We start from the raw sequence: 14,503 nt of genomic DNA on the forward strand, positions 1-14,503 counted from the left end.
GAGAAAAAAGGGAATTAGATAAAAAAATAAATATAACTACTTTCATAGTCGTTGCCTAAGTCTTGATAAGGTTATGAAATACAAATTATTAATCAGCAAATGGCTGAAGAAAAAACAAACGCAGAGGTAGAAGCTACTACCGAAGCAACACAACAAGCTGTTGAAACTCCACAGCAAGATCCACAAGAATTTTTAGAAAGTTTCAATTGGGAAAAATACGAGCAAGGAATTGAGCGTGTTGATGATTCTAAATTGAAAGAATTCGAAAAATTAGTTGCCGAAAATTTTGTAGATACTGCCGATGAGGAAGTAGTGCAAGGTACGGTAGTTTATATCACAGATAGAGAAGCTATTATTGATATCAACGCAAAATCTGAAGGTGTAATTTCGTTAAACGAATTTCGTTACAACCCAGGTTTAAAAGTTGGTGACAAAGTAGAGGTATTGATCGATATTCGTGAAGACAAAAGTGGTCAACTAGTATTATCTCACAGAAAGGCGAGAACTATTATGGCTTGGGATCGTGTTAACGCGGCTCATGACAAAGAAGAAATCGTTAGTGGTTTTGTTAAGTGCAGAACTAAAGGTGGTATGATCGTTGACGTATTTGGTATTGAAGCTTTCTTACCAGGTTCTCAAATCGATGTTAAGCCTATTCGTGATTACGATCAGTATGTTAACAAAACAATGGAATTTAAGGTTGTAAAAATCAACCACGAATTTAAAAACGTTGTTGTTTCTCATAAAGCTCTTATTGAAGCTGATATTGAAGAACAGAAGAAAGAAATCATTAGCCAATTAGAAAAAGGACAAGTATTAGAAGGTGTTGTTAAAAACATTACTTCTTATGGTGTGTTTATTGATCTTGGTGGTGTTGATGGTTTAGTTCACATTACTGACCTTTCTTGGAGCAGAATCAACCACCCGAACGAGGTTGTTGAACTTGACCAGAAATTAAATGTTGTAATTCTTGATTTTGATGAAAACAAATCTAGAATACAATTAGGTCTTAAGCAATTAGAGAAGCACCCTTGGGAAGCTTTATCTGATGAAATTAAGATTGGTGATAAAGTAAAAGGTAAGGTAGTTGTTATAGCTGATTACGGCGCATTCATCGAAGTTGTTGAAGGTGTTGAAGGTCTTATCCACGTTTCTGAAATGTCTTGGTCTACGCACTTGCGTTCTGCACAAGATTTCGTAAAAGTTGGTGATGAGGTTGAAGCAGTTGTATTGACATTGGATCGTGAAGATCGTAAAATGTCTCTTGGTATCAAGCAATTGACTCCAGACCCTTGGACTGATATTACTACTAAATATCCTGTAGGTTCTAAGCATAAAGGTATTGTAAGAAACTTTACAAACTTTGGTGTTTTTGTTGAACTAGAAGAAGGTATTGATGGTTTAATTTATATCTCTGATCTTTCTTGGACTAAGAAAATCAAGCATCCATCTGAGTTTACCAATGTTGGTGATACATTAGAGGTAGAGGTGTTAGAATTAGATGTTGATGGTCGTAAGTTAAGCTTAGGTCATAAACAAACTACTGAAAACCCTTGGGATAAATATGAAACTGAGTTCGCAATGGGTACAGTTCATACAGCAACCATTTCTGATGTAGTTGATAAAGGTGCAACAATTGAATTTAACGAAGATATTACTGCATTCATTCCTCAACGTCATTTAGAGAAAGAAGATGGTAAAAAACTAGGTAAAGGCGATGAAGCTGAATTCAAGATTATTGAGTTCAATAAAGACTTCAAACGTGTAGTAGCTAGTCATACTGCTATTTTCCGTGAAGAAGAGCAACGTAATGTAAAAGCAGCTGTTAAAAGACAGACTACTAGTACAGAGGAAGCTAAAACTACTTTAGGGGATGCTAATGATGCGTTACAAGCATTGAAGGAGAAAATGGAAGCAGCTGATTCTAAAAAGAAGAAGTAATTTCATAGTATAGACCCTTTGTAAGGGTCAAAAGTAAAAGCCCGGATATGTATCCGGGCTTTTTTTGTATCTATTATTTTTACTTTTACGTTGTGATAAAGTGAGTTGCTAAAGGGGATGCTGATAAAGAGATTTGAATAACTTTAGAGATAGATAGATAGATAGATAGATAGATAGATAGATAGATAGATAAATTCGGTATTTTCTTGCCTTAATTTGACAACATATATCTTAGGAAAGTATCAAAAGTAAAAGCCCAGAAACTAATCTGGGCTTTTTTTAATATCCACAATTCTCAGTTCCTATTAGGGTTCCAAAAAAAATGAATTACTAATGGAGATTTTAATACCAGAAGTTTAAATTCACTTCTAGATAAATGCTAGTAGTTAGTGTTTAGTATAGTACTTTAATTAGTAAACCTTTTTCTTCACAAACCAGATGTCTTCTAAACTCAAGTTTAACGTAATTAGGTGAAAATTCTCTTTCACCAATACGTTTTGTAAAAGCCCTTTTGAACCATAACTATAAGAAAGATTGATCATGGAGTGTGTACCTCTACTGGTGGGTATACCTATACCCGCTGTAAAATTATAGCCTTCTACTTTTTTATCGCTTATTGCCAAGTATCCGTTGTCATAATTGTATCCTAATCTGTACGCAAGTCTTTGACCGTATTTGTAACTGGTAGGATCTTGAATAAATTCTAGACCAAAGGCGTAAATATCTTGATCTTCGTAGCTGCCAATGTTTTCTGATTGATTAGTGTCTGACCAGAAATTTTTCTTGTAATCTGCACTAAAGGTCAGCTCTTCAATAGGTTTTATGCTCATACCAAAACCGAACTCTAAAGGAAGTTTAAAGTCAGAAACATTATCAGAGCTTTCATCTTCCACAGAAATTGCAATTCCTGATATTGATTTGTCGACAGATCGTTTTAGGTTTCCGTTTAAACTTGTTGGCAGTTGAACGGTACTACCAATAGTTATTTTGTCATTAACATCATATTGAAGTCCGAAACCTAATCTTGCACCACTATAATTAGTTTGCTCTACAGATTCGAATGTAGAAGTGCTATAAAAGAAAGATTCCGTTTCTTCGATATTTCCGAATAAAAACGAGGCACTTAAACCTAATCTCAATTTTGGCATTAGGGCGTAACCAACATTAAGTTTAATATCATTTAACCCGCCCAATCCGGCAACATTACTTTCAAAAGACTCTGTAGATCCTTCAATGTTGCTACTAACGCCAAGTAGCGAATAGCCAACATCGCTATAGGGTGTCATAGTAATACCGGCACCTAAGTTTTCCATAATTCTAAATCCGAAGGCTAAATTAGAAAAGTTTACATTCGACTTTTCGTCAGAAGAAGAAGTGTTGCTGTAACTGTTAAATTCACCGGTGACACCTATATCATATAAGAAGGAGTTTTGTGGGATTAGTGCATAATTCGCCGGATTTAAATTGTTTATCTCGTACGGAGATTTAATACCGATACCACTGTAGCCTAAACCATTGAATTTACCAATACTGGTTTGGTTAATGACTCCTAATCCGTAAAGTGAATATGGTGAACTCGTTAAAGCTTCAGACTGTGCCGAAGACTGGTAAAAAGCTAACAATGCTGTTATGGTAAAAAATAGTATTTGATTAATCTTCATCGTATATACCGTATGTTAATTCTAAAATTGTTTCGTTTTCGCCATTGCCGTTCCCGTTCAAAATAAATCTATCGATCGTTGAGTTATAATCTGCAGGAAGCAGTATCAGTGCATCATCAATATCTCTATCTTTCAACTGTAATTCTTCTAAGTAATAGGCTATTGGTATTTCGTAATAGATGTCATTAAATTCTTGATTGTCTCTATTGAGAATAGCATATGAAGTAGATGTGAGCGTCTCAATTAAATCATTGTTTTGGTCAACCACGTAAACGGCAAGTGTGTCTCTCAGTTTTAGATGATCATCATAAGATTGAGGTGTTGGTTTAATTTTTAAGACTCCGTCTAAAATAGTTCCACTGCCAGGTATGTCATAAAGACTAGTAATACTGGGGAATTGTACACGCATGGCAATACCAACACCCGACTGAATATAGCTTTGGTTATTAGCATCTGAACTTTCTAAATTTACCTTACTATCGGTCAAAGTTTGCAAAGGAGTAATAGGGTCATCTGCTGTAATTCTATTGAAAAATGGAATAGGGAAAGTTGCAGCATTAATTTGAACATCTAAATATTCTGACTCAGATTCGAGTTCGGTATCTGTACTATAATATAAACGCATATAGGTTTTTTCAGAAGATTTAGAAAAACCTATAACAGAACCATCATCAACATCATCTGGCAAGAGGGCAATACCTTTAAAGTAATCTCGATACTCATCAATGTTTATAATATCTTTTTCTTGAAGTTTAGAAAACACGTCAGTACCAAAATCGTCTACGAGTTTTATAGTTATAGAATCGCCTGCCAATGGTCTAGGGTTATATTCAAAAAAGCCTAAGTCATCTTCATCATAACCAATATTGCTTGTATTGTAGAAATAATCATCACTTTCTGGTTTTAGATTTTCATTAATTTTTTTAATATGAATAGTGTTTTTCTGTAGCGTATCATTATAATAATAGTTGTCATAACCCAATACCATAACAATACTATCAAAAACTGCCTCTGAATCTATCGTGTAAGTTTCTGGCAGAAACTGCATATAACTAGATGCCGTAACGGTACCGAATACGTTGTCTGTATATTTTCCTAATAATATTCTTGTAGATTCTGAAGTGACAATACTGTCAAACTTCATAGTAGATGTACTGACCGTTAAAGTGTCTATCAGTATAAGTCGAATGTTGCTGTCGGTAAAAGTTTCGCCGGCAACAAATTCAGAATCATTATAAATATCATCGCTGCAAGAATGAGCGGCAAAAGCGATGAAACCGCCTACTATAATGATATAGAGCGCACGTAGTTTGTTTAGGAACACCTTCATTTAGAAATTAATTTTTCTCAAAGCTAAATACCAAGCACGTTTGTAAAAACCTGAATAGACGAATCGTGAATGTTAAGGGATAAACCCTGTAATTTGAACTATTAATCAAAAGTTTGTGTTCGTAGATAAAAACTAGGGTTTGGTATGTTAAAAATCAATTTTAATCTATTGTGTTTTTTGAACGGAAGGGTGTCTAGTAGATTTGATCTTGAAAAGAAAAATCATAAAACAAAAAAACTAATGAATAAAAGAAAATCGTATATGTATAAAATTACCGGTATGGCTATGCTTGCTATGGTAATTACAAGTTGTTCAAGTGATGATGATGAAAATTTAGGTAACTGGGTAGATAAATCTATATTTGATGGTAGCCCAAGAAGTAGTGTGTCTGGCTTTACAATTGACAATGTTGGTTATATGGGCGTTGGATATGATGGCGATGATTATTTGGCTTCATTTTGGGCATATGATATAGAAGGAGATTACTGGTCTCAGAAAGCAGATTTCCCCGGTGCTGCCAGAAATGCAGCCGTTGGATTTGAAATTGATGGTACAGGTTATATTGGTTCTGGTTATGATGGGGTTGATGAATTAACAGATTTTTACAGCTATAATACGGCATCAAATACATGGACAGAAATTGCGTCTTTAACTACTGCTAGAAGAAATGCGGTTGGTTTTGGTGCCAACGGATTTGGTTATGTTGGAACTGGTTATGATGGTGAAAATGATAGGAAAGATTTTTGGAAATATAATCCAGCCAATGATACTTGGACAGAACTAGTAGGCTTTGGAGGAAATAAAAGAATATCAGCAACGACCTTTACTATTGATGGTTTGGTGTATTTAGGTACTGGTATTTCTAACGGAGTTTACTTGGATGATTTCTGGGTGTTTGATCCAACAACAGAAAGCTGGACACAGAAATTAGATTTAGATGAAGAAGATGATTATGCTATACAAAGAAGTAATGCTGTTGGTTTTACTTTAAATGGATACGGTTATATAGCAACAGGTGAATTAGGTGGTGCTACCAATACGGTTTGGGAGTATGATCCAGTATCGGATGAATGGGAGCAAAAAACTTCTTTTGAAGGAGCGACAAGACAAGATGCGATAGCCTTTTCTAATGGTAGTCGTGTATTTATAGGAATGGGTAGAACAGGTACTTTATACCTAGATGATTTAGATGAATTCTTTCCTCAAGATGAGTACGAAGAGGAAGATTAACTTTTCATAGTGAGTGCAATTGTTAATTTTTTGGGTCAATCTGAGTGGATTGGCCCATTTTTAAACATTTATTTATGATTTCGACTGCAAAATATTGGGTCTTACTTGTGTTATTTTTGGCACTTGTGTTAGGCTATTCATTTTATAATCAAACGTTCATTAATCAAAACCAAACTTTTCATAGTCAGGTGGTAGATTTAAATGATGGTTATGGCTATCAGATTATGAGAGGAGAAAAAATAGTGATTTTACAAGAATATATACCAGGTTTTCCAGGTAAGCAAAAGTTTGCTACCGAGGGTCAGGCCTTAAAAACTGCAGATGTTGTAATAACAAAATTGGAAGAAGGTAAGTCGCCAATTTTATTACCAACAGATTTAGCAGAATTAAATATTGCTATTGCGACAAGTCGCTAATTTCTTTATGAAATCGATTATTAAAAATAGGGTTCAAATAGTTGTTCATATTAGTATATGGATATTGTTATACGGACTCACTTTTTATCCGATTTTGAATGATGCAAGACCAATTCCTTCAGATGTTTTTCCGAAGCTGATTGTTATAATCGTGCTGTTTTATTTCAACTACTTCTATCTAGTACCAGAGTATCTGTTGAAAAAAAGCGTGCTGTTTTACCTGTTGGTCTCATTGGGTTTGTTGGTGGCTTCTGTGATGCTGCTAAATCATTTTTACGAACCAAAGTTTCCAGAGAATTTTATAATGGATTTTCAACGCCCAAGAGGTTTTGGTTATATGCCTATTTATAGATCGTTCGTAAATCTTGGTATACCCTATGTAATTAGTGCTATTTTAAGAATATATGTAGAGTGGAAACGTAATGAGAATTTACGGTTATCAGTTGAAAAAGAGAGTATTAAGTCAGAGTTGCAATTTTTAAAAGCGCAGTTGAATCCGCATTTTTTATTCAATACACTGAATACAATTTATGCGCTTTCGGTAAAAAAATCGCCAGATACTTCTGAGGCTATTGTTGATTTGTCTGAGTTAATGAGGTATATGATTTACGAGGCCGATAAAGACTTGGTGCCATTGAACAAAGAAATAGATTATATAAAAAGTTACATTCAATTACAGCGATTGCGATTATCTGATAGTGAAAATGTTTCTTTAAAAATAACAGGAGAAGATAGGGGTAGAGCAGTGCCGCCTTTGCTTTTTATTTCTTTTATTGAAAATGCATTTAAGTACGGTACCGACTATAAAGGTAAGACCTATGTGAAAATTGCTTTAATTATTACAGATGCCTCAGTCTATTTAAATGTTAAGAATAAAATAGGGGTGTTTAGAGAGCCCACAAAGAATTCTGGAATTGGTTTAGAAAATATTAGAAACCAATTAAAGCTAATTTACCCAGGCTTGCATGATCTTGAAGTTGACAATGACGGAAAAGATTACGAAGTATCGTTAACTATTTACCAAAAACAAGCTAGCCTATGAAATGTATAATTATAGATGATGAGCCATTAGCAATAGAAATACTTTCAGGTTATTGCGAAAAGTTAGATTTTATCGATTTGGTAAAAACCTACACCAATCCGTTAGATGCTATTAGTGATATAAAGGAGAAGAAAATCGATTTAATTTTTTGCGATATCGAAATGCCTCAAATTAACGGGATTGATTTTATGGGCACTTTAGATAATAAGCCATTTTTCATATTTACTACAGCCTATTCTCAATATGCCGTTGAAGGCTTTGAGTTAAATGCCGTTGATTATCTAGTAAAACCGATACCATACCATCGTTTTATAAAATCAGTATCACGAGTACAAGATTTAATATCTAAAAAACAAAAAACTATTATGGAAGCAAACGTATTTTCATCGGCCGGCGATAATTCAGTAGATAAAAAGTTCATTTTTGTAAAGGCGGAATATGAAAGTATAAAAATCGATTTAGATCAAATCGAATATGTACAGGGTCTAAAAGATTATTTAAAGATTCATATTGTTAATACGAACAAAACCATTCTTACACTCATGAGTTTTAAAGAGATTATGGGTAAATTACCTTCTAATCAGTTTCTTAGAGTACATAAATCTTACCTAGTAAACGTAAATTTCATTAAAACTGTACAGCGTAATAGAATAGTAATAAACGATATGCGAATTCCTATTGGTGAAAGTCATAAAGAGGCTTTTTTCTCTATACTAGGGTTGTAGATTTCCCAGATAGGTGCCTAAATTTATTCTTTCGTTTTTACTTCCTAACTTAAGCTATCAAAGTTTAGATAGAATTCTCTATTTTTGTTTAGCTAAAAGCACGGGTGCATATTATGAGTCAAAAAGTTTTACTCTCTTCCAAAGAAATAAATATCATCCTGCATCGATTGGCTTGTCAGCTTCTTGAAAACCATTTAAGCTTTGAAAATACTGTTTTAATAGGTATTCAACCTAGAGGTAAGTTTCTCGCTAAGCGCTTGACCAAAATTCTAAAAGAAGAATATAAAGTAAAGCAAATTGATCTTGGTTTCTTAGATATCACTTTTTATCGTGATGATTTTAGAAGAGGAGACAAGACCTTAGAAGCTACAAAAACAAAAATCGATTTTTTAATAGAAGATAAGAACGTGGTCTTAATAGATGATGTTCTATATACCGGTAGAAGTATTAATGCAGCTTTGACTGCTCTACAGTCTTTTGGTAGGCCAAAGGATGTAGAACTGTTGTGCTTAATTGACCGTAGATTTAGTAGACATTTGCCTATACAACCTAATTATAGAGGTCGCCAGGTAGATGCTATTAATGATGAAAAAGTAAAGGTGATGTGGGAAGAAAATGACGGGGAGGATATTATATATTTAGTAAATAGATAAGAAAATGAGCGAACTGAGTGTTAAACACTTACTGGGAATTAAATATCTAAAGGAAACCGATATTCAGCTTATTTTTGAAACTGCAGATCATTTTAAGGAAGTGATCAATCGCTCTATTAAAAAAGTGCCTTCACTTCGAGATATTACTATTGCCAATATATTTTTTGAGAATAGTACCAGAACAAAATTATCTTTTGAGCTTGCTGAAAAACGACTATCTGCAGATGTGCTTAATTTTTCTGCTAGTCAGTCTTCAGTAAAAAAAGGAGAAACCTTAATAGATACCGTAAATAACATTTTATCTATGAAAGTAGATATGGTGGTCATGCGGCATCCAAATCCTGGGGCGGGTATATTCTTATCAAAGCATGTAAACGCTTCTATTATAAATGCTGGCGATGGGGCACACGAACATCCTACGCAGGCATTATTAGATTCTTACTCTATTCGTGAAAAACTGGGCGATGTTGCTGGTAAAAATGTGGTAATTGTTGGTGATATATTGCACTCAAGAGTAGCACTTTCAAATATTTTTGCACTAAAATTACAAGGTGCAAATGTTAAAGTGTGCGGACCTAAAACTTTGTTGCCTAAATATATAGAATCTTTAGGTGTAGGTGTTGAAACCAATTTGAGAAAAGCCTTAGAGTGGTGCGATGTGGCAAATATGTTGCGAATACAGAACGAAAGGTTAGATATATCTTATTTTCCGACTACAAGAGAATACACTCAGCAATTCGGAGTCAATAAAAAACTACTGGATAGTTTAGATAAAGAAATTGTAATTATGCACCCCGGACCAATAAATAGGGGGGTTGAAATTACAAGTGATGTTGCTGATTCAAAACAATCTATAATTTTGAATCAAGTTGAAAACGGAGTAGCCATACGCATGGCAGTGATTTATTTGTTAGCATCTAAAATTAAATGATATGATTTTTACTAAAGAAGGATCGTTGATCATCGTCTCTCAAGAAAAAATTTCTATTGAACTTTTTTTCCAAAATTTAGAGAAGGAATATGACAAGTTTAAGAATGATAATCTCGTGTTAGATTTATTGAGTTTCTCAGAACTGACACCTTACAATGTTATTTCATTTTTAGAAATAGCTAGAAAGCATAAAAAGAATGGTAAGTCATTCGTATTGGTATCAAATCAGGTGTCATATGACGATGTGCCAGAAGAAATAAATTTAGTTCCGTCACTTCAAGAAGCACGCGATGTAGTTGAAATGGAAGAAATTGAACGCGATTTAGGGCTGTAACAGGCTATATCAAGAAATTATAGAATACAATTATTATGCACCTTACTGTATTGGGCTGTTATGCGGCAACACCAAGAACATTTACGAACCCAACATCTCAAGTTCTAGAAATCAATAACCATATTGTGTTAATTGATTGTGGTGAGGGAACACAAGTCGAACTCAGAAGGCATAAAATAAAGTTCTCAAGAATTAATCATATTTTCATCTCACACCTTCATGGAGACCACTTTTTTGGTCTGCCAGGTTTCATTTCTACGATGAGATTACTAGGTAGAGAGAAGGAGCTTCATGTATACGGACCAAAAGGAATCAAAGAAGCTATTACATTACTTTTAAAATTAGGCGATTCATGGACGAACTATCCTTTATTATTTCATGAACTTACAAGTAAAGAGTCTGAGCTTATTTTTGAGGATACTAAAATTAGTGTTACGACAATACCGCTAGATCATAGGATTTACACAAATGGCTATTTGTTTAGGGAAAAAGTTGGAAAAAGAAAGCTGAATATAGAAGCTGTCGAGAAGTATGGTATAGATAAAGCCTATTATCAGAATATAAAAAATGGTAAAGATATCACCCTAGATAATGGAGAGGTAATTAGTAATAGTGAATTGACTTATGATCCGCCTAAGCCAAAATCTTATGCCTTTTGTAGTGATACAATTTATGATGAAAGCTTAGCTGCGAAAATTAAAGATGTTGATGTTTTATATCATGAATCTACCTTTTTAGAGTCAGAAGCCGAATTGGCAACGAAAACAAAGCATGCAACTGCAATGCAAGCTGCAAAAGTAGCAAAAGCGGCCGACGTAAAAACCTTAGTATTAGGTCATTATTCTACACGTTATAAATCTATTGAGCTTTTTAAAGAAGAAGCATCAACTATATTTAAGAATGTGCTACTTGCCGATGATGGTAAGACTTTCGATTTTTAAATGTTTTAATACATTTTTATACCGTTTATTTTCCTTTCTTTTTAGAACTTTGTTTATCTTGTTTTTAACACGAAAATGATGCAAAAAGATTTAGGAGATTATAGAAAATCATACGAGAAAAGCGCGTTGATGGAAGATAGTATATCTGACAACCCTATTCAGCTATTTCAAACTTGGTTTTACGAAGTTGAAAAGTCTGACGGAGTCGATGAGCCTAATGCCATGACTGTTTCTACGGTGGGTGTAGATGGTTTTCCAAAAAGCAGGGTTGTTCTTCTTAAAAAATACACACACGAAGGTTTTATTTTTTACACCAATTATAATAGTGAGAAAGGAAGAGCGATAAGTGAAAACCCTAAAATTTGTATTTCTTTTTTCTGGGCGAATTTAGAACGCCAAATAATTATAAAAGGTACCGCTGAGAAATTGTCGAAAAATCTCTCTGATGGTTATTTTGAATCACGACCAGACGGAAGTAAATTAGGAGCTTTAGTTTCTGATCAAAGCACTGTTATAGATTCTAGGTCTGTGTTAGAAAATAAACTTACCGAGTTAGAGAAAGAGTATGAGGGTAAGGAAATTGAAAGACCAGAACATTGGGGCGGATATTTGGTGAGACCAGTGTCAATGGAGTTTTGGCAGGGTAGACCTAATAGATTGCATGATCGTATTCGATATACCCTTACAGATGATTTTGATTGGAAAATGGAACGATTGGCTCCTTAAATTTTATTAAGCTATATGAAGAATTTATATTTAATGCGACATGGTAAGTCTTCTTGGGAACTAAATGTTAGTGATCAAGACAGGTCATTATTACAAAGAGGTATTTTCGATGCGCATTTGGTTGGGGAAGAAGTAGCAAGAAAGAATTTAAAAATAGACCATGTTTATACGAGTCCGGCAAACAGGGCGTTTCATACCTGTATGATTTGCTTACGAGCACTTCAATATCCTCTTGAGGATTGTAATATAACTTCAGAGTTGTATGATTTTTCAGGAGACCAGGTACTCGAATTTATTAAGAATTTAGATGATAATTTAGACAATGTTCTTCTTTTTGGGCACAACCATACCTTTACCCATTTGGCAAATTCATTAGGAGATAAGCATATTATTAATGTGCCTACTAGCGGATTTGTTCATTTACAATTTAATGAAATTACGTGGGCTACTATTTCAAAAGGCTCAACAATACAAACCATTTTTCCGAAGCAACTAAAAGCATGATAAAAAATAACAACCAGTACGTAAATAGAGAGATAAGTTGGTTATGGTTCAACGAGCGTGTATTACAAGAAAGCGCAGATAAGAATGTTCCATTAATTGAAAGACTTCGTTTTTTAGGAATTTTCTCTAACAACCTAGATGAGTTTTTTAAAGTTAGGTATGCAACGGTAAAGCGTATAGTTGAAGCAGGTAAAACTGGTAAAAGTGTATTGGGTGGTGAAAAGGCTAAAGATCTCTTAGAAGAGATTACAAATATTGTAATAGAGCAGCAAACTAAAAGTTTAACGATTCTTAGAAGAATTGAGCATGAGTTAGAGGGTAAGAATATCTTTATAATTAAAGAAACAGAGCTAAACGAAAACCAAAAGGAATTTGCAAAAGCCTATTTCTTGAAAGAGGTGAGTCCGCAGTTAATGACAATCATTCTAAACGATCTTACTCGTTTTCCAACCTTAAAAGATACTGCAGCATATTTGGCAGTAAAAATGGTCATTAAAAGTGAAGAAAGTAAGAAAGAGAAACGATATGCATTAATTGAAATTCCGAAGGGAATAGACCGTTTTGTTGTTTTGCCAGATGAAGGCGAAAAGAGTTATATCATTATTCTAGATGATTTGATCAGATATTGCTTAGACAATATTTTTACCATGTTTGAATACGAGTCTATTTCGGCTCATATGATAAAGATAACGAGAGATGCCGAGCTAGATATCGACAACGATTTAAGTAAGAGTTTTATTGAGAAAATATCATCTAGTGTAGAACACAGAAAAATAGGTGATCCGGTTCGTTTTGTCTATGATAAGAGTATAGGTAGAGATACCTTAACTTTTCTAAAAGAGAAGATGAATATTGAAGATACCGATAGTGTAATACCTGGCGGCAGATATCATAACCGTAGAGATTATATGGGCTTTCCGAGCTTGGGTAGAAAAGATTTACTGTACGATAAAATTATCCCGTTACCGGTAAAAGGCTTAAGTGTAGAAGGTAGTATTTTAGAAAGTATCGCTAAAAAAGATTATCTGCAATATACTCCATATCATACCTTTACATATATTTTAAAGTTTTTGCGTGAAGCTGCTTTAGATCCTAAAGTACGTACTATTAAGATTACGGTATATAGGCTGGCAAGAAACTCTCAAATTGCCGCATCTTTAATTAATGCAGTTAAAAATGGTAAACAAGTTACCGTACAAATTGAGCTTCAAGCTCGTTTTGATGAGCAAGCCAATATTGAATATGCAGAGCAGTTACAGGGAGAAGGTGTAAAACTAATTTTTGGTGTACCGGGTTTAAAAGTACATAGTAAAATATGTTTGATAGAAAGAGAAGAAGCTGGTTCAATAAAGAGATATGGTTTCGTAAGCACAGGTAATTTCAATGAATCTACAGCAAGAATTTATACTGATTTTACACTCTTTACAGCAGATGATTCTATACTAAAAGAGTTGAACAAGGTTTTCGACTTCTTTGAGACTACCTATAAAATCAATAAATACAAACACCTTATTGTTTCTCCGCATTATACTAAAAATGCGTTCATGAAATTAATTGATAATGAGATAGCAAATGCCGAGCAAGGTAAAGTAGCTTTTATTAAAATAAAAATGAACAGTTTTACATCTTATAAGATGGTAGATAAACTGTATGAAGCAAGTAGAGCAGGGGTAAAGATCCAGTTGATCATAAGAGGTATATGTTGCTTAATACCAGGTATTGAGGGTATGAGTGAAAACATAGAAGCTATAAGTGTAATAGATAAATTTTTAGAACACACACGTATTTTTGCATTCGCTAATGGTGGTGATACTAAAATATATATATCGTCTGCAGATTGGATGACTAGAAACCTCGATTATAGAGTTGAAGTTGGTTGCCCAATTTATGATGAGGAAATTAAAAAAGAATTGATGGATACATTTGATATCTGTTGGAAAGATAACATGAAAGCACGTGTATTCAACGCAGCTCAAGATAATGCGTATAGAAAGACAACATTACCTAGAATTAGGTCACAATTTGCAACCTATGAGTATTATGCGAATAAACAAGAATCTTAAAAAAAA

At 33.9% G+C, this 14,503-nt stretch carries 14 protein-coding genes; 12 read left to right on the forward strand and 2 right to left on the reverse strand.

What is annotated here, in order from left to right; genetic code table 11:
- Positions 1 to 99 precede the first annotated feature (99 nt).
- Positions 100 to 1,941, forward strand: coding sequence for a 30S ribosomal protein S1 (gene rpsA, locus QSV08_RS01405; protein ID WP_324025908.1), 1,842 nt, complete (start codon positions 100 to 102; stop codon positions 1,939 to 1,941).
- 410 nt (positions 1,942 to 2,351) lie between these two features.
- On the opposite strand, the gene QSV08_RS01410 is transcribed toward rpsA, so the two are convergent.
- Positions 2,352 to 3,602 (reverse strand): OmpP1/FadL family transporter, encoded by a 1,251-nt coding sequence (locus QSV08_RS01410; protein WP_324025909.1) that lies wholly within the window; start codon positions 3,600 to 3,602, stop codon positions 2,352 to 2,354.
- Positions 3,592 to 4,932, reverse strand: a complete 1,341-nt coding sequence (locus QSV08_RS01415; protein WP_324025911.1) for a DUF4270 family protein — start codon at positions 4,930 to 4,932, stop codon at positions 3,592 to 3,594. The genes QSV08_RS01410 and QSV08_RS01415 overlap by 11 nt, the downstream gene beginning before the upstream one ends.
- Before the next feature lie 240 nt (positions 4,933 to 5,172).
- Between QSV08_RS01415 and QSV08_RS01420 the strand changes: the two genes are divergently transcribed.
- The 11 genes from QSV08_RS01420 to ppk1 all read left to right on the forward strand — a co-directional run bounded on the left by QSV08_RS01420 (position 5,173) and on the right by ppk1 (position 14,497).
- Entirely contained in the window at positions 5,173 to 6,162 is a 990-nt protein-coding gene (locus QSV08_RS01420; RefSeq protein ID WP_324025913.1) for a Kelch repeat-containing protein, read from the forward strand.
- 74 nt (positions 6,163 to 6,236) lie between these two features.
- Positions 6,237 to 6,578: a DUF4907 domain-containing protein gene (locus QSV08_RS01425; protein WP_324025915.1), complete on the forward strand. Its 342-nt coding sequence runs from the start codon at positions 6,237 to 6,239 to the stop codon at positions 6,576 to 6,578.
- A gap of 7 nt (positions 6,579 to 6,585) precedes the next feature.
- On the forward strand, positions 6,586 to 7,620 hold the full coding sequence (locus QSV08_RS01430; protein ID WP_324025917.1) for a sensor histidine kinase: 1,035 nt from the start codon (positions 6,586 to 6,588) through the stop codon (positions 7,618 to 7,620).
- Entirely contained in the window at positions 7,617 to 8,345 is a 729-nt protein-coding gene (locus QSV08_RS01435) for a LytR/AlgR family response regulator transcription factor (protein WP_324025919.1), read from the forward strand. Before QSV08_RS01430 ends, QSV08_RS01435 begins: the two co-directional genes overlap by 4 nt.
- 113 nt (positions 8,346 to 8,458) lie before the next feature.
- A complete protein-coding gene (gene pyrR / locus QSV08_RS01440; protein WP_324025921.1) occupies positions 8,459 to 8,998 on the forward strand; it encodes a bifunctional pyr operon transcriptional regulator/uracil phosphoribosyltransferase PyrR in 540 nt (179 codons plus the stop codon).
- A gap of 4 nt (positions 8,999 to 9,002) precedes the next feature.
- Positions 9,003 to 9,929: an aspartate carbamoyltransferase catalytic subunit gene (locus QSV08_RS01445; protein ID WP_324025923.1), complete on the forward strand. Its 927-nt coding sequence runs from the start codon at positions 9,003 to 9,005 to the stop codon at positions 9,927 to 9,929.
- Position 9,930: 1 nt separating this feature from the next.
- A complete protein-coding gene (locus QSV08_RS01450; protein WP_324025925.1) occupies positions 9,931 to 10,263 on the forward strand; it encodes a ribonuclease Z in 333 nt (110 codons plus the stop codon).
- A gap of 35 nt (positions 10,264 to 10,298) precedes the next feature.
- Positions 10,299 to 11,204 (forward strand): ribonuclease Z, encoded by a 906-nt coding sequence (locus QSV08_RS01455; protein WP_324025927.1) that lies wholly within the window; start codon positions 10,299 to 10,301, stop codon positions 11,202 to 11,204.
- A 78-nt stretch (positions 11,205 to 11,282) separates the two neighbouring features.
- The gene (pdxH, locus tag QSV08_RS01460; protein WP_324025929.1) at positions 11,283 to 11,930 is read left to right on the forward strand and encodes a pyridoxamine 5'-phosphate oxidase; all 648 of its coding nucleotides are present in this window, start codon (positions 11,283 to 11,285) and stop codon (positions 11,928 to 11,930) included.
- Positions 11,931 to 11,945: 15 nt separating this feature from the next.
- Positions 11,946 to 12,434 carry a SixA phosphatase family protein gene (locus QSV08_RS01465; RefSeq protein ID WP_324025931.1) on the forward strand — a complete coding sequence of 163 codons (489 nt, stop codon included), beginning with the start codon at positions 11,946 to 11,948 and terminating at the stop codon, positions 12,432 to 12,434.
- Complete coding sequence (gene ppk1, locus QSV08_RS01470) at positions 12,431 to 14,497, forward strand: polyphosphate kinase 1 (protein ID WP_324025933.1); 2,067 nt, start codon at positions 12,431 to 12,433, stop codon at positions 14,495 to 14,497. Before QSV08_RS01465 ends, ppk1 begins: the two co-directional genes overlap by 4 nt.
- The last annotated feature ends 6 nt before the right edge of the window (positions 14,498 to 14,503 follow it).

It is taken from the genome of Maribacter sp. BPC-D8 (genome assembly GCF_035207705.1).
In the GTDB taxonomy this organism is placed as follows: Bacteria; Bacteroidota; Bacteroidia; order Flavobacteriales; family Flavobacteriaceae; genus Maribacter.

Coding starts and splice junctions, on each gene's coding strand:
- QSV08_RS01435 (WP_324025919.1), top strand. CDS start 7,617: ATGAAATGTATAATTATAGATGATGAGCCATTAGCAATAGAAATACTT.
- QSV08_RS01430 (WP_324025917.1), top strand. CDS start 6,586: ATGAAATCGATTATTAAAAATAGGGTTCAAATAGTTGTTCATATTAGT.
- pyrR (WP_324025921.1), top strand. CDS start 8,459: ATGAGTCAAAAAGTTTTACTCTCTTCCAAAGAAATAAATATCATCCTG.
- QSV08_RS01415 (WP_324025911.1), bottom strand. CDS start 4,932: ATGAAGGTGTTCCTAAACAAACTACGTGCGCTCTATATCATTATAGTA.
- rpsA (WP_324025908.1), top strand. CDS start 100: ATGGCTGAAGAAAAAACAAACGCAGAGGTAGAAGCTACTACCGAAGCA.
- QSV08_RS01450 (WP_324025925.1), top strand. CDS start 9,931: ATGATTTTTACTAAAGAAGGATCGTTGATCATCGTCTCTCAAGAAAAA.
- QSV08_RS01455 (WP_324025927.1), top strand. CDS start 10,299: ATGCACCTTACTGTATTGGGCTGTTATGCGGCAACACCAAGAACATTT.
- QSV08_RS01465 (WP_324025931.1), top strand. CDS start 11,946: ATGAAGAATTTATATTTAATGCGACATGGTAAGTCTTCTTGGGAACTA.
- QSV08_RS01420 (WP_324025913.1), top strand. CDS start 5,173: ATGAATAAAAGAAAATCGTATATGTATAAAATTACCGGTATGGCTATG.
- QSV08_RS01425 (WP_324025915.1), top strand. CDS start 6,237: ATGATTTCGACTGCAAAATATTGGGTCTTACTTGTGTTATTTTTGGCA.
- QSV08_RS01410 (WP_324025909.1), bottom strand. CDS start 3,602: ATGAAGATTAATCAAATACTATTTTTTACCATAACAGCATTGTTAGCT.
- QSV08_RS01445 (WP_324025923.1), top strand. CDS start 9,003: ATGAGCGAACTGAGTGTTAAACACTTACTGGGAATTAAATATCTAAAG.
- pdxH (WP_324025929.1), top strand. CDS start 11,283: ATGCAAAAAGATTTAGGAGATTATAGAAAATCATACGAGAAAAGCGCG.
- ppk1 (WP_324025933.1), top strand. CDS start 12,431: ATGATAAAAAATAACAACCAGTACGTAAATAGAGAGATAAGTTGGTTA.